Origin of the sequence: Brasilonema sennae CENA114, from assembly GCF_006968745.1 — a bacterium.
In the GTDB taxonomy this organism is placed as follows: Bacteria; Cyanobacteriota; Cyanobacteriia; order Cyanobacteriales; family Nostocaceae; genus Brasilonema; species Brasilonema sennae.
The window spans coordinates 790,123-810,582 of record NZ_CP030118.1; the positions used below are offsets into that span (position 1 = coordinate 790,123).

Here is a 20,460-nt window from a genome sequence, read left to right on the forward strand (position 1 = left end):
TTTCTTCATCGGTGACTATTGGGCGAAAAATTCCAAGTGATAGCGATAAAGTGCAACTGGTTGAGAAAGAGCGGCAAAGTAATTTGGATCTTGAGGCGACAAATAAATAGCAGTGACTTGATCTGCCTCTATGGTAGGATTTAACTGGTTCAGTTTGCGATATGCAGTCGTAGATTCCACAGTATTGAAATAAGGACGCCCACCACCTTTAAACAGTTGTTGAAATAATTCTGTTGTGATGAATTTACCATCTGGCGTTGTTTCTGTAGCACGTGCTGTAACAATAGAAACAAGCTGACGCTCACCACGTAAAAACGTAATCTGACGATTAGGAGAATTTGGATCGACTTTGACTGATAACACGCTGTTACCTAAATATGAGCGTGCCAAATTCAAGCCATTAAAAGCTCTATCTGCCACGACTTCTGATTTGCTAGTTGTTCGGGGGATGATTTTCAATCCAGAATGAGGCGTTGTTTCCCGAACAAATCGCACTTCAAAACTGACAGGTTTGTTGAGATATTCACGATTACCCTCAAATCCTGGTGTGACGATATCAGGAGCTAACGGTGCGACTAAATCTATCAGCGTACTTTTCACCTGCCAAGAACCCATCATCCAGTTAGGATAAACCAAATCTCCCACAGCAGGTCGCACGGAAGTTAATTTTTCCCATTCGGGAAAATGTGCCAAACGTTCAGATAACTCTCCGGCTTGAGCCTCAGCTTGAAATACCAGGAATACAAAAATCAAGCAAAAACTCCAAATTACATTCATAACATACATCATGAGAAAATTTTGCCAATATATCAACTTTCAATAGAGTCATAACTTATTCAATTAAAAATTTAATTGCTATTTATTCATAAAAGTTAACTCAAATATCGAAAAATTCAAGATTTCACTCCATTTCTTTGTTATTATAAAATCGGAATAACAATTCTATTTGAGTTGTCAAACTGTTCATGATAGTCGTAATTTGTCAATAGTCATTTTTGACTGCAATGGACTATTGAAACTCGATCTTTTTGCAGGTATATCTCTTTTAAGTTTTTTCATAAAAGCAAGTATAAAACAGGAAGTATCAAAGAGTGTAAATTGATTTCATCTTGTAGTGCAGACCGGACAGCCGGCTACTGCTACAAGTATGGAGTAAGATGCTCCAAGGCACGTTATGTTCCCCCGCTTCCCCCCAAAAGCTGCCGCCATTACTCGTCTTTTTTCAAAACTAGGATGCTCCCTATCAAACATAGTGGCTAAAAAAATATCAGGGTGGTTTGTTTGTATAATTTGACTCTTTTATAGTATTTGCACGGATGAGCATATCTAGTTCTTTTACGGATTTTTCCTTGGCTGAATTGTTTCAACTGATTGATCAAGGGCGTAAATCCGGTTGTTTAACGGTTTGTACTTTACCAGACATTCATATACCAGGTTCTAAATCCCATTACTACTACATTTGGTTTCGATTAGGCTGTATTGTTGCTGCAGCTAATCACTTAAATGGTCAAGGTTTATCTTACAAGATGACACAACGGGGCTGGGTAAACCAGCAAATTATTGAAGAAGTTTGGACGCAAACAGCAGCAACACTACCGCTGGGATCACTATTAAAAACTCAAGGAATATTAAGTATTGAACAGCTAAATTCATTATTCGCCAGCCAATTACACCAAATTCGAGAGCTTTTTGAAATCCAAAAGGGAGTTTTTAAACTAGATACTAAGGCAAATTTGCCTTTGCAGGAGATGACAGGACTCAGCTTGAGAACACTAGAAGTGGCTCTTATGGCTGTCAGAGGGTTAAAAAACTGGAACATGCTTGCTGAGGTACTCCCAGATGTGAGTTCTGGAATTAGAAGTAAAACTGATGACAAACCCCAGATACACTTGAATACATTAGAGTGGCAAGTGTGGGAATTGGCTGATGGTAGTATTTCTTTAAGTGCGATCGCATCTCAACTCAACCAACCAATAACCATAGTTCAGCAAGCTGCTTTCCGGCTCATGCTTGTGGGTTTGGTAGAAGAAGTTTCCGTAGCAGAGTTTATAGTTAATAAAACAAATGATCCGATGAATTCTAACTCGGACAATTCCTCTGTTTTCGGATTCAAAAAATCCAAAAACTCAGAAACATTCAAGATAAGTACTTCGTTTTTACAAAATCTGGTTGGTTTTTTAAAAACCTAAGTTTCACAAGTTGCTTTGACACTTTTGTGAGGAGCGATAGCTTCTCTACGAGACGCTGCTTTGTATCTCCTGCTCAGACGCTGCGCGAACTCTCTTAGCGTGCGCTTTGCGCTTACGCGATCTGCGCTCCACGCAGATAGCTCTACGCCATTTTGGATTCAATGGCTGACAGTTTTATAAGAAAGTAGGCTGAAAACCCTGTCGTCTAACGGCGAGTCAACTAACCAAGAATCCCCGTCTGGTGAGCGATCGGGGAGTGTCAATTTGCTTAGATGTTAGAGAATACCAAAATCTGAGAACTAACCTACATCAGCTAACTTGCTGAGTTTACACTTTCTACCGCTTCCAACTGTAAGTTCTGCCCTAATTTTGGTTCAGTGCCTGCAAGTATACGCCCAATATTGCTACTGTGTCGCAAAATAACATACAAGCCACCAACAACACCAAAGAGGATGTAAGGTAAAGGTTGATGCACAAGCACCATAAAAAGAGAAACGCCAATAGCTGCAGTGATCGAACTCAAAGAGACCATCCGCGATATAGCCACGACAATAGCAAAAACGCCAAACGTAGCTAAACCAACCTGCCAATTCATCGCCAGTAAAATACCTAAACCAGTTGCAACAGATTTACCACCAGCAAAACCGAGAAAAATTGATTTACTATGTCCAAGTATGGCAGCTAACCCAGATAAAATCACCATCCAAGGTTGCCACAATTGCGGATTAACTTCTGAAGGAATAAGATTTTGACTCGGGGCAAAGTTGAACAACCACCAAACCAGAGCGATCGCTAACACTCCCTTCAAGCAATCTATCATTAAAACAAAAGCCCCTGGCCCTTTTCCCAGAGTTCTCAGCACATTAGTTGCACCAGTTGAACCGGAACCAACTTCCCTGAGATCAATACCTTTCAATCGCTTAGCTACAGTGTATCCAGTGGGTGTAGAACCCACGAGATAAGCTAACACCAAAACTGCTCCGCACAAACTTAACCAAATAGCCATAAACAATTCAAAATTCAAAATTCAAAATTCAAAATTCAAAAAAGTCAAGAAGAATGACTAATGACTAATGACTCATTAATAGTCATCATCATAATTTCTCATCATTTTGGGGTCAGGAGCAAAGGCTAACCACAAAGGAAACTGCAAGAGTCCCAAACTAATTTGCTCTTCAGAATCATCAATCAAAATCAAAGGTAGTTGATTGGCTTTTACGAGTCGGTCTGCTTTTTGTGCTAAAGCTTCTGGAGTTTCAAATAATACCATACCCTTGTCTGGTCCAAAATCTGGACGACCAATTCCTAAGCAGTCCTGTAAACCTCGTCGCCATTCACCCAAGCGTTCTGGTGTATTTGCTAATACTAAAGTGCGGAGGCGATCGCTATACAATTGGTGTAATATCGAAATCACTGCTGAGGCAATAAGAATATTCTGCAACCGACTGCCCGTCGTCCGCAAAGCACCTCGTCCTCCTTGGCTAAAAAACCAGTTAGAAACTCGTTCTGCATGAACTGGTTCAAAAGTGCGACGCAGTTGCCACGGTGGACCATAATAATCTGGTTTCGCGCGATACTGATCAATCAAACGGCGCACTTGTTTTGTCGTATCTTGAAACTGCTGTTGAGCAAATTGTGGTGTTGCGCTTTGCGCTTGGGCTTGCTTGACCTCTTTTACTTCTAGCTTTTCTGGTTCTGGTTTCGGTTTTGGCACGAGTTGCAACTGTTCTGCTGCTGCTGCCAGATCTTGTAAACTACCTGTGAGGTAGTCTTTAAAACCTTGTACCCGAATTGCTAAGTCTTGAGAAGTGCCTGCAAAAGTGGTTCGCATCTCATTGCGAATCCGTTCTTGACGCCGTTCCAACTGTTCTACAGAAATTTGCAGCGCTGCTTTACGTTGTTCTAGCCCAGAAAGCGCCTCTTGCACCAGTTGCGTCATCGTCATTTGAGTTTCGCCCAACTGGCTGTAAAGAGTTTTGTAAGAGGCTTGCAAATTTGCTATTTCTTCTTTCAGCGCTTGTTTTTGGCTTTGCAACTGTGCAACTCGTTGTGTGAGTTCCTCTTGTTGACGATAATTTTGTGGTTCTGATTCTACTTGTGATCCCAGCGCGGTAATTTCCTCTTCTAAAAGCGTCACAACCTCGGCAGTTGACTCTGGCGTTAACTCATCTATAAGATTTTGCTCTGCTGCGCCTGAATGAGACACAGCAGAAGACGACGACAGCGGCTTATTCTGTGTGTCAACTTTGGAGTTTTGCGCTGCTATTTCCACCACTGACTCAACTTTAGAGTTTTCTGGTTGTTTAACTTTGGGTTGTTCTTTGTGCTTGAACGACTCATCAGTTGGTTGTGGTGTTTGAAATTCCTCTGGGTTCATAAACAACAGTGTCATTCCTATGACGCGAATAAATAGCTTTCAGCAATATATAATTTACTTGCTATCAAAGTCTTAAGTCCAAAATAGTTCTGAGCAATGAGTCCTCTGTTCTGAGTCATTTGCAAACTTGCTCTTGGGACTAAATGCGCGGACAGCGTTGTTCTAAGCAAGTTTTGAGAGTATTAGGATCAAATAAAATCGGCAGAAAGTGAATACTTTTAACTTCTTTAAAGTAAAACAGAATAGGAACCCGATTCCAGAATATCCGCCAGTTTTGCCATTCCCGGTAGGGAAAGCGCCGAATTAATTTTTCACCTCTGTAAATATCCAAATCGGTAGGAGTAAATAACAGACGCAGTGTGACAGCTTGAAACATGAGAAACAAGCCAAAAAGACCCATCAAGCCTGCCACCCAAGGTTGTACAATCAGCATTGGGATTGCTGCAACCACTAACACCAAGGGTATATTGTAACTAGACTTGAGCTCGACGGTGGTAGATGCGGGGTTAGACGTATATGAAGTCGTCACAGTCAAAACTCCTGTTTCCTTAGTAAACATTATTTCTATTCTAGGAGCTAGTGTATAGACTAAGGACTATAAATCCTCACTCCAATCAGGGAACGCTTAACTCTTAAAACCGAAGAAGGTTGAAATATCTGTTAACTGATAACTGGTAACTGGTAACTGGTAACTGGTCTACAACCCTTGCAATGATGCACTGCCACTTCCTTGGAACATAATCCAAGAAAGAAAGAAATTGCTAACAAATATAATTAACAAAGCAGTGACAACAGCGGTTGTGGTTGATTGTCCGACTCCTTTTGCTCCTCCGGTTGTCGTTAAACCCCAACTGCACCCAATGACGGCTATTAAAATTCCAAAGCAACACGCTTTAATCATGGCGCTCACAATGTCCCAAATGCCAATAAAGCTGCGGGCTGAGTCTAGAAACACATTTTCCGACAAATTATATATATTTATTGCAATAATTAATCCCCCTAGCATACCTGTTACCAGAGATAAGAGCGTTAAAATTGGTAACATTAAGCAGCATGCAAGTACACGAGGGATAACCAAGTAATCAATTGGATCAGTTTTTAACATTAAAAGAGCATCAATTTGTTCAGTAACTCGCATTGTGGCGATTTCTGCTGCAAACGCTGAACCTACTCGTCCTGCTAAAACCACAGCTGTCAAAACAGGCGAGAGTTCGCGTGTTAGCGCTACCGCCAGCACTCCGCCAACTGAGTTTCCTGCGCCAAAGTTAATAAACTCCCGCGCCACCTGAATAGTAAATACTGCACCAACAAAAACAGCCGTTACTAGGGCAATAAACAGGGAATCTGGACCGACTGCTGCCATTTGCTCTAGCGTATTGCGCCGATTGATTCTCCCCCGTAACAGGTGAACTATGACTTGTCCAGCCAAGAAAATTGCTGCCAGCAATCGCTGAGTCCATACTCCGAAACCAGATTTGGATGTTGTTTCACTCAATGTTGAAGCTCAACTCTGTAACTGCCGCCATCATAGCGAATTCCAGAGCTAGTTATCAGACTTGGTGGCAGTTGTAGGGAAGGCTTAACGCTTAACAGGATCTCGTAAAATCTCACTTTTCTAAGAGGTTATGAGTCAGAAGTCAGACCAGTGCTGCGGGAGGGTTTCCCGACAGCCAGGCATCTGGCGAACCCGAAGGGTCATGAGTCATAAATTATTCTGCTCCCTCACTGCCTCAGTCCTCTGCTTTCGTGAAAGATTAACTTAGTTTAAAGCAAATCTCAGAAATTTAAGCTTTAGCAAGCGGCCTTATCACTAGGGCAAAAGCTGCAACGACATGATTAAAGGTTGATTTTTCAGGGTTTGGGCTGTGTCAAACCCTGTTTGCATTTAGCCACATATCCTGGGGAGATTGTGTATATACTTTAATAAAAACTTAAGATTTTTGAACTATCGTCTGAGCCGGGGCGATCGCGCTTATTGTAGAAGGTGACAACTGACTAGACTAAATTTGTCTGCCTTGTGAACTTAAGGAGCTTATCCCAATGACTATTATGATGAACTTTCTGCGATCACTGGTGCTATCGATTATTTTTAGCTTCGTCACTCCCATGTTATTGTTTGGTGGCGTGTTATTCGCCTTATCCCTGGCTGGTTATATTCCTGGCTTACAAGAGGTTACAGAAGTTGTTTCCAGTCTAATTACTGAGTTTCTCTCTGTATTTGGCAGTGGCACCCCTGTTGGAGGATTATTTGTTATCTGTTCAACTTGCAGTTTTGTCGGAGCGCTGTTTGATACTTATGCTTATTACAGGTATCAAATGCTGCGATAGATTTATTCTGTTTTACTTACTTCTGCCTTTGTATTTTGTTCTGTGTCTTGATGGATTAGGAACTAGACTTCTCAATAATTCATACGCTGGTAGTGCTGCGTCACTCGCAATTGCCATAAATCAACTGCGATGATTTATGTTGAATGCCACTACACTACATATACTCATACGCTAAATACACCTTTTAATTGTTAAGCTTGCAGATGCTGCAGGTTAATATTGCATTGCGCTATGTTCAAGTCAATCTAATAAATATTAAGCTACTTACCCTTTGTAGGGTAGGCTGTAGTATTTTTCTAAGTATATATGCTTATATCTTTCGGGGAAGAGAAAAAACTTTTGTTGTCTTCTACTGCTTGAAGTATTTTTTACTTTTTTTTTCTTTACTTAAGTATCATAGCAGGTCAATATCTACATACATTATTAAATTTTTATTAAATTTAATAATGTATACGACTTGCTTGTTTTTCTTAACATAGGGAAAGCAAGTGGTTTGAGCGCTTAACGTTTTATGATTAAGTTTGTTAGGAGGTTTTTTTACTGCTCATGGTTTGGCCTTTTAAGCCCAATTTTCGTAAACAAATTGCTCGTATTGAAATGACGGGTGTCATTGCCGGTGCGACTCGCAAGCGAGTACTAGAAGCCCTAAAAACTTTAGAAGAAAGAAAATTTCCGGCTTTACTGCTACGGATAGACAGTCCTGGTGGGACAGTAGGAGATTCTCAAGAAATCTACAGTGCTTTGAAGCGGTTGCGCGAGAAAGTAAAAATAGTTGCTAGTTTTGGTAACATTTCTGCTTCTGGTGGAGTCTACGTAGGCATGGGAGCGCAACACGTCATGGCTAACCCTGGTACGATTACAGGTAGTATTGGTGTGATTTTGCGTGGTAATAACTTGGAACGTCTGTTGCAAAAAGTAGGTGTTTCCTTTAAAGTTATAAAGTCTGGTCCTTACAAAGACATTTTGGCGTTTGATCGGGAACTAACAGAACCGGAACAAAGCATTTTGCAAGAATTAATTGATACAAGTTACCAGCAGTTTGTTCAGACAGTAGCTGACGCACGTTCCCTGGCAGTAGAAACTGTGAGAAGTTTCGCAGACGGTCGAATTTTCACTGGACAGCAAGCCTTAGAGTTAGGTATTGTAGATCGTCTGGGAACGGAAGAAGATGCTCGGCGTTGGGCTGCGGAGCTGGCTGGTCTTGACCCGGAAAAAGCCCCCGTTTACACCTTTGAAGAACCCAAACCTCTGTTGAGCCGCATTTTGCCAGGAAGCCGTCAAGCTTCTTCAGGACTTGGGGCTGGTTTCGGTTGGGTCGAATTCGAGGTGTCTACCAGTGGTTTACCCCTATGGTTGTATAGACCATAAATCGTGATTTGTTTTTTGTCATTGGTCATTTGACTAATGACCTTTCATAATAAGGAGGATTTTTGAGTGGAGTGGCGAATGCGGGCTATTCGCGGAGCAACGACTGTCCCAGAAAATACGGTTGAAGCAATGCGAGAAGCTGTAATTGAATTACTAGATGAACTAGAAAAACGGAATCAATTGCATCCAACAGATATTATTAGTGTGACTTTCTCCGTAACAAAGGATTTAAATGCTACTTTTCCTGCTGCAATTGCACGTTCACGCCCCTACTGGGACAGTGTACCTATGTTAGATGTACAGGAAATGCAAGTTGATGGCAGCTTAAAACGTTGCATCCGGTTTTTAGTTCACGCCTATCTCCCGACCTCCACCCCAATTTACCATGCCTATTTGCGTCAGGCCGCAGAGTTACGTCCTGATTGGAATGTGCCCCAGCTTTTGTAGGGTGAAATTTGACAGTTTCTGCGATTATGCATATTCTCCATACTTAAGCAGGTGTAACAAAGCACCATCAACCCAGCCAGATCAATTCCTTTTTGCCCCTGAACTTTAGGTAAAAGTGTGGTGCTGGCTTCACCTGCTTGCTATTCTCGATCCTTATTCTTAAGAATCACAAACAATTTGGAGACCATTGGATAACTTTCGTGTTGATTTGATTTTACTTTTGTTGGCATTGGTTTAGTGGCACTAAACCTCTGGAAACTACTAAATGCACTGTTTGTGAGGTTGAAATACGGGTTTGGCGAATTTAGGTAAAGCCGACTTGGTAAAAAGCATATTTCTAACAGAAACTTAAGTTCCAAAACCTCACCCCCTTGCGGGGGGTGAGGTAAGGTGATGAATATGAATGCAAAACGTGTATAATTTTGCTCAATAAAGATTTTTTAGGTAAAATGAGTTAATGCAACCGTCAGGTATGTCGTAACATGTTAACCAAGTTACAAGGGGAGCGTTACCAGGTTGTTCAAATTTTAGGTAAAAGTCTATTCGGTCAAACCTACTTGGTTCAAGATACCCACCTCCCGGATTATCCCACCTGTGTCGTAAAACATTTCTTACCTAGTAGTCAGTTTCCAATTTCAGTAGAAATACGTAGAAAACTTTTTAGCCGAGAAGTAGAAGCCCTGAAAAAACTGGACAACTATGACCTGGTTCCTCATCTTTTAGCTCATTTTGAAGACAATCTTGAATTCTACTTGGTGCAACAGTTCATTGAAGGGCATGCCCTCAGTGTAGAATTGCCACCTGGTGATCGCTGGTCCCAAAGCAAAGTTTTTCAACTACTGTGGGAGGTCTTGAGTATCCTGAATTTTGTCCACAGTTGCGGACTGATCCACAGAGATGTCAAGCCCAGTAATATTCTTAGACGAAAGCAAGACAATCGGTTAGTCCTGATTGATTTTGGTGCGGTCAAGCCAATTTGGAATCAATTGATTATAAATCAAGGAAAAACTTCAAACTTCATTCCCCTTGAATATACAACCATTGCGATCGGTACACCAGGCTATATGCCCCATGAGCAACAACGAGGCAAACCACGTCCTAATAGTGATATCTATGCCCTAGGTATGATTGCTATCCAAGCACTAACAGGAGTGCATCCGACACAACTACCTGAAGACCGCAATACAGGTGAAATTCTTTGGCAAGAGTTAGCTCAAGTTAATGAGAAGCTTGCTTTAGTACTCAATAAGATGGTATGTCACCACTTTAGAGACCGATATAACTCGGCAAAAGAAGCATTAGAAGCGCTTGCGCCACTCACTGATTTTTACACGTCAACACAACAGTGGGCTTCTACTCTTCTACCACAAAATGTAAGATCCGAGTACCAAAACTCCTTTCCTGAGCAGAATGTTAACCAAGTTTTTGAGAACAACCTATCCGCACCACTTTTAAACAACCAAACAAACAATATTTCAGAACAAGAGATAGTGGAGTTAGTAACCAAACTCTACACACCAACACAGGAGTCAACTCTTAATCCATCATCAGAAAACGATCAGACTATTTGTATTTCTCCAGGAAAACTGACTTTACTCACTGGCTTAATGTTGGGCGTAGTATCTGGTTTGATTTTCATGGTTTTTAGCTACTGGTCTGTGCAAATGATTGCTCCTATTCCTAAAATTCAAAATCCTTCACCTGAAGCGTCAAAGGTCTTACAGTAATTCAACTTCCCGCGTGAATTACCGTAAATATTGTGGTGTAGCTAAGTATCCTAACAAAGCTGTGGAAGTCTCAAGACCCTATCTGTAAGACTTGCACTTGTTCTTTTGCAGCAATAAGTGTCGTACCCACAGGTAGAACCGCTAAGCCATTGGTTTGAGCTAAATTAATTAAGTTGCCAGAATTTTGAAGACCACCTGCTGGCTGAAATTCGTAAACTCCATTTTTGACGGACAACTGACCCCAAACATAAGTTTCGCGCTTACCACCTGAACACAACTCCTGACGCGCCAGCGCTTTGATATATACTGGTTCCCAACCTTGAGCAAGTCCTGAAAGTTTTTTGATAGCTGGTTGTACAAATCGCCAAAAAGTCACCAAAGCAGCAACGGGGTTTCCTGGTAAACCAAAGTACACAATTGGACGTACATCGTTTTCAAATGTGGCAACTGTCAGGGGTTTACCAGGTTTAGTGGCAATATCACGAACGTGAATTTTGCCTCCCAGTGACTCTAAAATTTGCTCAACATAATCATAATCTCCCACAGAGACACCCCCCGAAGAGATAACGATATCAGCATGAGCTATAGCGTAAGCAATAGCTTCCTTGAGCGCTTCTGGTTTATCCTTAACAATTCCTAACATTATAGGCTCAGCACCACTTTGTCGAATTAAAGTTGCCAAGGCATACCGGTTTGAATCTACAATTTGACCAGGTTGCAATGGTTTGTCAGGTGTAACCAGTTCATCTCCTGTAGAGAAAATAGCAACACGGGGACGGCGAAAAACCTTCAGTTGGGTACATTGAAATGCAGCTAATACAGCAATTTCTGAAGCCTTCAACAGAATACCTGGTGGTAGTAATTGTTCCCCCGCTCGGTAGTACATTCCCCGTTTTCTCACAAATTCTTGCAGTTTTGGAGCTGTAAGGATAATCACACGGTTTCCTTCCCGACGTGTTCTTTCTTGCATCACAACTGTATCAGTACCCGTAGGCATGACTGCACCTGTAAAAATTCGCGCCGCTTGCCCTGATTGAATAGTAGATTTCGGTTGAACCCCAGCAGGAATTTCTTCAACAATCTCTAAAACTGCTGGCTTGTCCTCGTTACAGTTGTACACATCTTCATACCGCACTGCATAGCCATCCATTGCTGAGTTGTCCCAGTGGGGAAAATCCAGTTCACTAGTCACCTGTGATGCTAAAATGCGATCTGCGCGGAGCGCAGCAGCGTCCCTTGCGCGTCTGGTAGAGAAGCCATCGCTCCAAGGGGACAAATCCAAAAGAGTATCACCTGTTGATAACAAATCAACCAATTCTGTATCTTGTTGAGTATTCAGCGGTTGTACTAGATTGAAAATAATATTTTCTGCATCGCTAACTGATAGCATAATATCGTCCTCGTAATAACCTAACCAAGAAACTTTCCAAACACAAAACTAAAACAATCAAAATACTAAGAGCGTCTGGACTCGTCACCTTAAGACGACATGAGTTACATTGTGAAAAGGTCAATGTAGATGCAGCAATTAGTTTACTACTTGCTGGTCAATAGCCGGATTAGTTACAGTCTCAAAACTTTTTGTCACTGATTATTATTTTATACTGCGGCTGGTAAGGAGCCATTTTTAAATAAAGTTTCCATAAAGATTGTATAAAGCAATGCCATTATTACCGATAACCCCTTAGCAACAGTGACTACTGACACAGCACAATTCATACATATAGTTCAACATCATAATAACGTCGTCATTATATTTCGCTGCGAAGAACTATCCCAAGTTCACATCACAGCAGTAAAATAACTTAATTTTATGAATAAGGCATCAATTAGCATTCTTTTAGTAGAAGATAATCCCACCGATGCCAAGTTGTTGCAGCAAACACTTTGGCATTTAGGTAAGGAAAAATGGCGTGTGGTACATTTGGAGCGTCTCAATGATGCGCTCAAAGCCTGTAGCAAAAACGTTTTTGATCTAGTTTTGTTAGACCTTTCTCTACCGGATTCTCAAGGATTGAACACTTTGGCAAAATTTTCTACTACAGCACCAAACATCCCAACAGTGGTGCTAACGGAGTTTGACGATGAAAACATTGCTTTACAAGCAGTGGCTAATAGTGTACAAGATTATCTGGTAAAAGGACAAATTACGCCAAATTTACTAGAACATGTTATTCGATATGCTATCGAGCGGCGACAAATTCTGAATGAACTACGAGAATGTCAGCATCGCTTGCAGGGAGTTTTTGAACAAACATCTCAATCAATAGTGCTACTTAGTTGTAAGGGGATGATTGTGGAAATGAACCAATCTGCCCTGAATTTGTGGCGTACTCAACAAGATTGTGTTGGCAAACCGTTGTGGAGTCTTGAAAGCTGGAATTTATCTTCTCTAAATCCAGGGTGGTTGAAAAGTATTATTGCCAAAGCTGCTGATGGTGAGTTTCTCCGCCATGAATTGCAATTACGCAGCGCAAACGATTTTATCCAGTGGATTGACTTTTCCGTCAGACCGTTAAAAGATGAAACTGGAAAAGTGGTGCTACTGATTGTCGAAGCTTGTGATGTTAGCGAGCAAAAACGCGCTGAAGCAGAGATGATCAAAGCATGGCAACAGGAACGGGAACTCAACGAAATGAAATCTAACTTTGTTTCGATGGTCTCCCATGAGTTTCGCAATCCAATGTCCGTGATTCGCACAGCAGTAGAACTACTCGAATCATATAACCATCAGTTGTCTGACCCGCAAAGAAGTAAATACTTTGGCAAAATTCAAACTGCCATACGTCAGATGCAGCAATTATTAGATGAAGTTTTATTTTGGGGCAGAAGTGATGCAGGCAAACTACAATACGAACCTACACTGCAAGATTTAGAACATTTCTGTAGCGAACTTACACAAACTTTACAATTAAGTGCTAGTGGAAAACACCAAATTATTTTTAGGTTTCAGGGAAAACGTACTCCAGTTCTGGTAGATGAAAATTTATTGCGTTACATTTTGACTAATTTACTTTCCAATGCCATCAAGTATTCTCCTCAAGGAGGAGTAATTCGATTTGATGTAATTTGTCAAGATGATACTATCACGTTCCAAATCCAAGATTCTGGTATTGGTATCCCTATCAAAGACCAACAACTTTTGTTTGAAACTTTCCATCGTGCCAGCAATGTAGGTACTATTCCAGGAACAGGACTGGGACTATCGATAGTTAAAAAGTGTGTTGAACTGCATCAAGGTCAGATCGACTTAGAAAGCCAAGTGGGAGTAGGGACAACATTTACAGTCAAGCTTTCATTGAATCATCAAAGTTTGCAGTCCTTAGAACTTATTGAAAGTGGTTCAGATTTACAAAGTTTGAAGCACAAATCTCATCGGCTCTCTGCCGGAAAGAATGCGTAAGTAACTTTAACATTAAACTAGAGGGAAAAACAAAACCAACCTCCAAACTTCCTCTAAATACGCATCTTAAATATGTCTATTGAACAAGTTCCTCCCAAACACTATCCTAAAGTTGATTTTGGGCGAAGAGGAATGGCATCAGGCATTGATTTTCTTTGTGTCTGGACAGTGAGTTCCTTATTGGGAAGTTCTCAAGTCGGTGTGCAAATTCTTCAGATACTAGTTTTTACTATTGCTTGGGTAATTTTACGGGTTATTGTACCTTACAACAATCAAGGGCAAAGTTTAGGGCACTATGCTTTTGATATCAAGGTATTAGAAATCGAACGAGGTAGAGTTCCTGATTTACAATCTCTTTTGAAGCGAGAAGGAATAATCGGACTTGGGGCACTTCTGGTTTCGATCGCTCTGAGTAACATCATACGTAATCCCACTGCTATACTGCTATTTGTTCCCTTGGCAATAGACTGTGGTGCAGCTTTTTCTGATACCCAACTGCGGCAAGCTTTGCATGACCGCTATGCCAAGACTATGGTCGTTTCGTCGCGTCGCGGCTATTCTCTTGACATAAAAATTAAGCGGTTAGTTGAAAAAAGGCGGCGAAATATGAGATAATTGTTATTTGTGTTAAATCAGGGAACAGGGAACAGGAAACAGGGAATAGGGAACAGGGAACAGGGAACAGGGAACAGAAGAAGCGATTTCTTGACCTCTGTGATAACTCATAACTAAATAACTGGTAACTGGTAACTGATAACTGCTGATTCTCCTCCAAATCCACTTTTTGTAAGATTATGGCCAAGAGTAAAGGTGCCCGGATAATAATCACACTCGAATGTACTGAGTGTCGTACGAATTCAGATAAGCGGTCTCCTGGAGTTTCGCGTTATACAAGCACAAAGAATCGTCGAAACACCACCAATCGACTAGAACTCAAAAAGTTCTGCCCGCACTGCAACAAACATACCGTTCACAAGGAAATTAAGTAACAATGAGCTATTACCGCCGTCGTTTATCCCCGATTAAGCCGGGAGAACCAATTGATTACAAAGATGTTGATTTGCTGCGTAAGTTTATCACTGAGCGAGGCAAGATATTACCTCGACGAATTACAGGACTGACATCTCAGCAACAGCGAGAGTTGACTTTATCAATTAAACGTGCTCGTATTATGGCATTGTTGCCGTTTATCAATGCTGAAGGCTAATAATAGTTAAGAGTGATGAGTTAAGAGTAATGAGTAATTGACTCCTAACTCCTAACTCCTAACTAAAATCTCAAATAAAAATTCTGAATATAAATCATTGCGAGGCTTGTGGAGAAGGGGACGCTAGTTGAATTTCGACTTGGTAGCGATCGCCGTTTGGGTGTAGTAGACCGCCCAGACGGCAAAACTCGTTTGTTTGTAGTAGATGAACGTGGTCAATCCCACAGTCTCGCACCTCGGCAAATAACTTACGCAGTGACTGGGGAAACGTACAAACCTTCACAAATCTCCGGATTCTTAGAGGAAGTTAAGCCTTATTTAGACCCCTCCAGTCTAGAAGTAGCTTGGGAATTACTCGTAGAAGGTGGGGAAACAGTAACGCCTTGTGAGATGGCAAATTTACTGTTTTCTGAATCACAAGCACCTTATTGCTACGCTGCGTATCTTTTATTATCAGATGATAAAATTTACTTCAAACAGAAGGGAGACGCTTACGAGCCGCGAAGTGCAGCTCAAGTCGCAGAACGCAAACACCAACTAGAAATAGAGGCACTCAAAGCTAAAGGACAGCAGGAATTTCTGGCTAGAGTAGAACAGGCGCTCAAAGGTGAACCAGTAGAATGGCAACGCTATGATCGCCACCGCCTAGAAGCCATAGAAAAATATGCAGCGTTAGTTGCTGATATAGTACGTGTCGGGTTAAACTATGACTCCCTAGCTCGTGCTTATCCTCCCCCAGCATTGGTTTTGGAAACGATGAATATGCTGGGACGTCCCGCAACCCCCCAAGGAGCATTTCAACTGTTAGTGGATTTGGGTTGTTGGAGTCCTTATGAAAACTTATTTTTACGTCGTTCGTCAATTCCGGTACAGTTCGCTAGCAAGGTATTAGAAGTGTCGCAACAGCGATTGGAATCACATCCACCAGACAGAGACGTCAACCGCCTGGATTTGACTCATCTTAAGGTGTACACAATCGATGACGAAAGTACAACCGAGATAGATGATGGTCTAAGTTGGGAATTGCTTGGCGATGGCAGAGAACGGTTGTGGGTGCATATTGCTGATCCGACACGCTGGTTGATACCAGAAGATGAGTTAGATTTAGACGCAAGAAAGCGAGGCAGTACAGTATATTTGCCGACAGGCATGGTTCCTATGTTCCCTGAAATTCTGGCAACAGGACCAATGAGCTTGGTGCAGGGAAAAATCTGTTATGCCTTGAGTTTTGGAATTATTTTAGATGACAGCGGGGCAGTAGAAGATTACACCATCCATCCAAGTTTCATTAAACCAACCTATCGCCTGACTTACGAAGATGTTGACGAAGTGTTGGATTTGGGCGTGCAGGCAGAATCAGAAATTGCGGCGATCGCCAATTGGGCACGACGACGTAAAACTTGGCGGTATTCTCAAGGAGCAATCAGCATCAACATGCCCGAGGCAATGATTAAAGTCAAAGGCGACAATATCAGCATCGATATATTACAAGACTCCACATCACGGCAATTGGTCGCTGAGATGATGATTGTTGCTGGCGAAGTTGCTGCTCGTTACGGTCAAAAGTATAACATACCCCTGCCCTTTCGCGGTCAACCACAGCCGGAGTTACCTCCGGAGCAAGAACTGCTACAACTGCCAGCAGGATTTGTCCGGGCTTGCGCGATGCGTCGTTGTATGCCTAAGAGCGAAATGAGCATAACCCCCGTGCGTCATTCTGGTTTAGGTTTAGACACTTACACCCAAGCCACTTCTCCCATCCGTCGGTATAGTGATTTGCTGACTCACTTTCAACTGAAAGCACACCTACGTGGTGAAGTGTTGCCCTTTTCAGCGGAACAGTTAAAACAAGTCATGATGACCGTATCTTCAATCACCCAAGAGGTGACAATGGTAGAACGGCAAACGAATAGATATTGGGCTTTAGAATATTTGCGCCGTCAGCCTGATGAAATTTGGGAAACAACAGTGCTGATGTGGTTGAGAGAAGATAGTGGCTTAGCCCTGATTTTGTTAGAAGATTTAGGCTTGCAGTTGCCAATGTTATTTAAACGTTCTGTGAATTTGGGCGAACAGATGTTAGTGAAAGTCCTTCATGCTGATCCACTTAGAGACGTGATTCAGTTTCAGGAAATTATTTATCAAGAAGCCCAACCTACGGCGAATTCTATGTAATTCCATGCTGTGTGGCTGCTGTTTTTGTAATGATGGGTGGTTAATAACCTTGCAATAAGATGATTTTTTTAGCCGATGGCGCGGATGGGTAGGTGTAGAAAAATGGGTTTAGAAAAAAATGCTTGGATGGCTTACAGGACAAGGATTTCGGAGAAAATTATTTTATAACCATCCGCGCTCTTTGCCCTGACTGGATTTCAGCGATTTACCTGTCAATTAATTTACTTTTTTGCATGTTATGATCAGAGCATCCGCGCTTTTGAACCTTGAAAACTTTATATGGTGCAGTTTTCTGAGTGCCGCAGTTGAAATTTCTCTTACTCCCTATTAGGGATTGAAACAAGGTTGGAAAGTTCTTTGATGAGATCAGCTAAAGTTGAAATTTCTCTTACTCCCTATTAGGGATTGAAACAGGTGAATTATTCCCCAATGTTTTTGGTACATCAGGCGTTGAAATTTCTCTTACTCCCTATTAGGGATTGAAACTTATTCATTGAAGTTTGTTTTTTTTCTGATATTTGTGTTGAAATTTCTCTTACTCCCTATTAGGGATTGAAACAAATCTATCCCTACGCCTAACGCATCATTTAATTGTTGAAATTTCTCTTACTCCCTATTAGGGATTGAAACTTTAAGTCAATATTTGGCGGCGGCTTCAGCATATTACCATGTTGAAATTTCTCTTACTCCCTATTAGGGATTGAAACGAATCGGACGAGTTTCCCAGTCTACGGTTAAGCTCTACGTTGAAATTTCTCTTACTCCCTATTAGGGATTGAAACTAGAAAAATTTTTGCACACAGTGAATTTGACAAAATTGGTGGTTGAAATTTCTCTTACTCCCTATTAGGGATTGAAACGTCTTCATACTATACCTAACGCTCTAGACTCAAGTATGTTGAAATTTCTCTTACTCCCTATTAGGGATTGAAACTAAATACTTCTGTACCTGACTGGGGACAATACCATTGTTGAAATTTCTCTTACTCCCTATTAGGGATTGAAACTTTAATACCTCATTATGAAGGGCTAATGACTGAAGAGTTGGTTGAAATTTCTCTTACTCCCTATTAGGGATTGAAACACCATAAACCCGTCCGGTGAAGTGTCTCTTAGTGGGTTGAAATTTCTCTTACTCCCTATTAGGGATTGAAACAAATGACAAAACCCTGGGGAAGGAATAAACCCAACCCAGTTGAAATTTCTCTTACTCCCTATTAGGGATTGAAACTCTACTACCCAGCCTGTTCTGGGAACTTTTAGCCCGGTCGGTTGAAATTTCTCTTACTCCCTATTAGGGATTGAAACCCAAGAATCAAAGAGGGCTACAACCTCAATAAATAGTTGAAATTTCTCTTACTCCCTATTAGGGATTGAAACATAGGTAACACTGATGTACGCAGGGTAACCTTAAGTGGGTTGAAATTTCTCTTACTCCCTATTAGGGATTGAAACTTACAAGATAAAAGACGCCAGCGTTTTAGAGACAATTGTTGAAATTTCTCTTACTCCCTATTAGGGATTGAAACTTATCTTGAGTGTAGTCCCACCAACGACTAACAGTTGAAATTTCTCTTACTCCCTATTAGGGATTGAAACACGTCTGGTTGATGCACGATGGAATTGTACAGCTTGTTGAAATTTCTCTTACTCCCTATTAGGGATTGAAACGTCTAAAGGTCTCTGAAGTACTTCCCAAGAAACTTGTTGAAATTTCTCTTACTCCCTATTAGGGATTGAAACAAATAAACAACCGCACCTCCACCACCTCACCATTTAGGTTGAAATTTCTCTTACTCCCTATTAGGGATTGAAACATAACTCAAGCAGACCATGATCAACCAAGCGATCGTTGAAATTTCTCTTACTCCCTATTAGGGATTGAAACAACATGGGCATATTGACGTCGCAAAGAACAGGAAGGTTGAAATTTCTCTTACTCCCTATTAGGGATTGAAACCAGCAACCCAGCTAACAACTTAAATCGATCAGCCCTAGTTGAAATTTCTCTTACTCCCTATTAGGGATTGAAACATCAATGACAAATTCAAAAGACAGTACGAAGCAAGGTTGAAATTTCTCTTACTCCCTATTAGGGATTGAAACTCAACAGAAGCAAGCTTACAAGACCGAACTCAAGGTTGAAATTTCTCTTACTCCCTATTAGGGATTGAAACCTGATTCTGGAACTTTGGAACCCGAACTAAAACGTTGAAATTTCTCTTACTCCCTATTAGGGATTGAAACCTGCTACCGTGTAATTTTCCGGGCGATCGCTTCTGTTGAAATTTCTCTTACTCCCTATTAGGGATTGAAACTTCATAGCGATCGCGCATCACCAGATATTCCAGCGTTGAAATTTCTCTTACTCCCTATTAGGGATTGAAACCAATTAATAAAAATGACATTTTTTAGCCGAGAACGTTGAAATTTCTCTTACTCCCTATTAGGGATTGAAACTAGCCTATCCAAAATATCTCCCGAAAAAATAGAGCGTTGTTGAAATTTCTCTTACTCCCTATTAGGGATTGAAACAAACACCAAGCGACACCTATCCTCGTCGGAAGTTGAAATTTCTCTTACTCCCTATTAGGGATTGAAACTTGAACTGCGTCTACTTCCTTAAAGTTCCGAATATCTGTGAGTTGAAATTTCTCTTACTCCCTATTAGGGATTGAAACCTGGGATGATTCTTTCCACACCTTCAGGAGCGCTGGTTGAAATTTCTCTTACTCCCTATTAGGGATTGAAACTTTGGTCTTGTCGCTTCTTGGTATTTCTCGGACAAGTTGAAATTTCTCTTACTCCCTATTAGGGATTGAAACCCGCGTAATCCAGCTACTGGCAATTCCTGTATTTTTAGTTGAAATTTCTCTTACTCCCTATTAGGGATTGAAACTTAATAATGTAGACAAACAGATAGCAATCGGTGTTGAAATTTCTCTTACTCCCTATTAGGGATTGAAACTTCTTTTGAAATTGTATAGAGCACACTTAAGTACTCTGGAGTTGAAATTTCTCTTACTCCCTATTAGGGATTGAAACACAACCCAGCGAGAAGTCTCAAAATCAGAGTCATCGTTGAAATTTCTCTTACTCCCTATTAGGGATTGAAACAGCTACAGCATCAACCACAACTGGTGACGAACCTGAAATGTTGTTGAAATTTCTCTTACTCCCTATTAGGGATTGAAACAAGACTATTCCCTTGCAAATCGCAGGTACGCTCAAGGTTGAAA

At 41.2% G+C, this 20,460-nt stretch carries 16 protein-coding genes and 1 CRISPR repeat array; of the genes, 10 read left to right on the top strand and 6 right to left on the bottom strand.

From position 1 onward, the window contains the following. Positions 1 to 15 precede the first annotated feature (15 nt). Complete coding sequence (locus DP114_RS03320; protein ID WP_171975452.1) at positions 16 to 777, bottom strand: DUF6816 family protein; 762 nt, start codon at positions 775 to 777, stop codon at positions 16 to 18. Positions 778 to 1,316: 539 nt separating this feature from the next. On the opposite strand from DP114_RS03320, the gene DP114_RS03325 reads away from it, so the two are divergent. Continuing rightward, positions 1,317 to 2,189, top strand: a complete 873-nt coding sequence (locus DP114_RS03325; RefSeq protein ID WP_169266291.1) for a DUF4388 domain-containing protein — start codon at positions 1,317 to 1,319, stop codon at positions 2,187 to 2,189. Positions 2,190 to 2,502: 313 nt separating this feature from the next. On the opposite strand, the gene plsY is transcribed toward DP114_RS03325, so the two are convergent. From plsY to DP114_RS03345, 4 genes are all read right to left on the bottom strand, one after another. Next, positions 2,503 to 3,195 carry a glycerol-3-phosphate 1-O-acyltransferase PlsY gene (gene plsY, locus DP114_RS03330; RefSeq protein ID WP_171975453.1) on the bottom strand — a complete coding sequence of 231 codons (693 nt, stop codon included), beginning with the start codon at positions 3,193 to 3,195 and terminating at the stop codon, positions 2,503 to 2,505. A 75-nt stretch (positions 3,196 to 3,270) separates the two neighbouring features. Beyond that, complete coding sequence (locus tag DP114_RS03335) at positions 3,271 to 4,566, bottom strand: DUF3086 domain-containing protein (RefSeq protein ID WP_171978108.1); 1,296 nt, start codon at positions 4,564 to 4,566, stop codon at positions 3,271 to 3,273. 139 nt (positions 4,567 to 4,705) lie between these two features. After that, positions 4,706 to 5,125, bottom strand: a complete 420-nt coding sequence (locus DP114_RS03340) for a DUF3119 family protein (protein WP_169266293.1) — start codon at positions 5,123 to 5,125, stop codon at positions 4,706 to 4,708. Between the two features lie 138 nt (positions 5,126 to 5,263). Continuing rightward, positions 5,264 to 6,061, bottom strand: a complete 798-nt coding sequence (locus DP114_RS03345) for an MlaE family lipid ABC transporter permease subunit (protein ID WP_169266294.1) — start codon at positions 6,059 to 6,061, stop codon at positions 5,264 to 5,266. A 545-nt stretch (positions 6,062 to 6,606) separates the two neighbouring features. Here DP114_RS03345 and DP114_RS03350 point away from each other — a divergent pair. The 4 genes from DP114_RS03350 (at position 6,607) to DP114_RS03365 (ending at position 10,436) form a co-directional block, all read left to right on the top strand. Continuing rightward, positions 6,607 to 6,894 (top strand): hypothetical protein, encoded by a 288-nt coding sequence (locus tag DP114_RS03350; RefSeq protein ID WP_169266295.1) that lies wholly within the window; start codon positions 6,607 to 6,609, stop codon positions 6,892 to 6,894. Between the two features lie 546 nt (positions 6,895 to 7,440). Beyond that, positions 7,441 to 8,262: a signal peptide peptidase SppA gene (gene sppA, locus DP114_RS03355; RefSeq protein ID WP_169266296.1), complete on the top strand. Its 822-nt coding sequence runs from the start codon at positions 7,441 to 7,443 to the stop codon at positions 8,260 to 8,262. 78 nt (positions 8,263 to 8,340) lie between these two features. Next, positions 8,341 to 8,709: a chorismate mutase gene (gene aroH / locus DP114_RS03360; protein WP_171975454.1), complete on the top strand. Its 369-nt coding sequence runs from the start codon at positions 8,341 to 8,343 to the stop codon at positions 8,707 to 8,709. Between the two features lie 482 nt (positions 8,710 to 9,191). Further along, on the top strand, positions 9,192 to 10,436 hold the full coding sequence (locus tag DP114_RS03365) for a serine/threonine-protein kinase (protein WP_171975455.1): 1,245 nt from the start codon (positions 9,192 to 9,194) through the stop codon (positions 10,434 to 10,436). Positions 10,437 to 10,506: 70 nt separating this feature from the next. Here the strand turns inward: DP114_RS03365 and DP114_RS03370 are convergent, their stop codons facing one another. Next, positions 10,507 to 11,826, bottom strand: coding sequence for a molybdopterin molybdotransferase MoeA (locus tag DP114_RS03370; RefSeq protein WP_171975456.1), 1,320 nt, complete (start codon positions 11,824 to 11,826; stop codon positions 10,507 to 10,509). Between the two features lie 423 nt (positions 11,827 to 12,249). Between DP114_RS03370 and DP114_RS03375 the strand changes: the two genes are divergently transcribed. The 5 genes from DP114_RS03375 to DP114_RS03395 all read left to right on the top strand — a co-directional run bounded on the left by DP114_RS03375 (position 12,250) and on the right by DP114_RS03395 (position 17,221). After that, positions 12,250 to 13,839 (top strand): hybrid sensor histidine kinase/response regulator, encoded by a 1,590-nt coding sequence (locus DP114_RS03375; protein WP_171975457.1) that lies wholly within the window; start codon positions 12,250 to 12,252, stop codon positions 13,837 to 13,839. A gap of 72 nt (positions 13,840 to 13,911) precedes the next feature. Then, the gene (locus DP114_RS03380; protein WP_169266301.1) at positions 13,912 to 14,454 is read left to right on the top strand and encodes an RDD family protein; all 543 of its coding nucleotides are present in this window, start codon (positions 13,912 to 13,914) and stop codon (positions 14,452 to 14,454) included. Positions 14,455 to 14,633: 179 nt separating this feature from the next. Further along, positions 14,634 to 14,828, top strand: coding sequence for a 50S ribosomal protein L33 (rpmG, locus tag DP114_RS03385; protein WP_169266302.1), 195 nt, complete (start codon positions 14,634 to 14,636; stop codon positions 14,826 to 14,828). A 2-nt stretch (positions 14,829 to 14,830) separates the two neighbouring features. Continuing rightward, on the top strand, positions 14,831 to 15,046 hold the full coding sequence (gene rpsR, locus DP114_RS03390) for a 30S ribosomal protein S18 (protein WP_048869186.1): 216 nt from the start codon (positions 14,831 to 14,833) through the stop codon (positions 15,044 to 15,046). A 108-nt stretch (positions 15,047 to 15,154) separates the two neighbouring features. Then, a complete protein-coding gene (locus DP114_RS03395; protein WP_171975458.1) occupies positions 15,155 to 17,221 on the top strand; it encodes a ribonuclease catalytic domain-containing protein in 2,067 nt (688 codons plus the stop codon). A gap of 304 nt (positions 17,222 to 17,525) precedes the next feature. Next, a CRISPR array of direct repeats spans positions 17,526 to 20,417; the repeat unit is 37 nt; unit sequence GTTGAAATTTCTCTTACTCCCTATTAGGGATTGAAAC. Positions 20,418 to 20,460: the final 43 nt, after the last annotated feature.

What these genes read in the sequence shown, in the direction of transcription:
- DP114_RS03320 (WP_171975452.1), bottom strand. Translation starts at nt 777, where the DNA reads ATGAATGTAATTTGGAGTTTTTGCTTGATTTTTGTATTCCTGGTATTT.
- DP114_RS03325 (WP_169266291.1), top strand. Translation starts at nt 1,317, where the DNA reads ATGAGCATATCTAGTTCTTTTACGGATTTTTCCTTGGCTGAATTGTTT.
- plsY (WP_171975453.1), bottom strand. Translation starts at nt 3,195, where the DNA reads ATGGCTATTTGGTTAAGTTTGTGCGGAGCAGTTTTGGTGTTAGCTTAT.
- DP114_RS03335 (WP_171978108.1), bottom strand. Translation starts at nt 4,566, where the DNA reads ATGAACCCAGAGGAATTTCAAACACCACAACCAACTGATGAGTCGTTC.
- DP114_RS03340 (WP_169266293.1), bottom strand. Translation starts at nt 5,125, where the DNA reads ATGTTTACTAAGGAAACAGGAGTTTTGACTGTGACGACTTCATATACG.
- DP114_RS03350 (WP_169266295.1), top strand. Translation starts at nt 6,607, where the DNA reads ATGACTATTATGATGAACTTTCTGCGATCACTGGTGCTATCGATTATT.
- sppA (WP_169266296.1), top strand. Translation starts at nt 7,441, where the DNA reads ATGGTTTGGCCTTTTAAGCCCAATTTTCGTAAACAAATTGCTCGTATT.
- aroH (WP_171975454.1), top strand. Translation starts at nt 8,341, where the DNA reads ATGCGGGCTATTCGCGGAGCAACGACTGTCCCAGAAAATACGGTTGAA.
- DP114_RS03365 (WP_171975455.1), top strand. Translation starts at nt 9,192, where the DNA reads ATGTTAACCAAGTTACAAGGGGAGCGTTACCAGGTTGTTCAAATTTTA.
- DP114_RS03370 (WP_171975456.1), bottom strand. Translation starts at nt 11,826, where the DNA reads ATGCTATCAGTTAGCGATGCAGAAAATATTATTTTCAATCTAGTACAA.
- DP114_RS03375 (WP_171975457.1), top strand. Translation starts at nt 12,250, where the DNA reads ATGAATAAGGCATCAATTAGCATTCTTTTAGTAGAAGATAATCCCACC.
- DP114_RS03380 (WP_169266301.1), top strand. Translation starts at nt 13,912, where the DNA reads ATGTCTATTGAACAAGTTCCTCCCAAACACTATCCTAAAGTTGATTTT.
- rpmG (WP_169266302.1), top strand. Translation starts at nt 14,634, where the DNA reads ATGGCCAAGAGTAAAGGTGCCCGGATAATAATCACACTCGAATGTACT.
- rpsR (WP_048869186.1), top strand. Translation starts at nt 14,831, where the DNA reads ATGAGCTATTACCGCCGTCGTTTATCCCCGATTAAGCCGGGAGAACCA.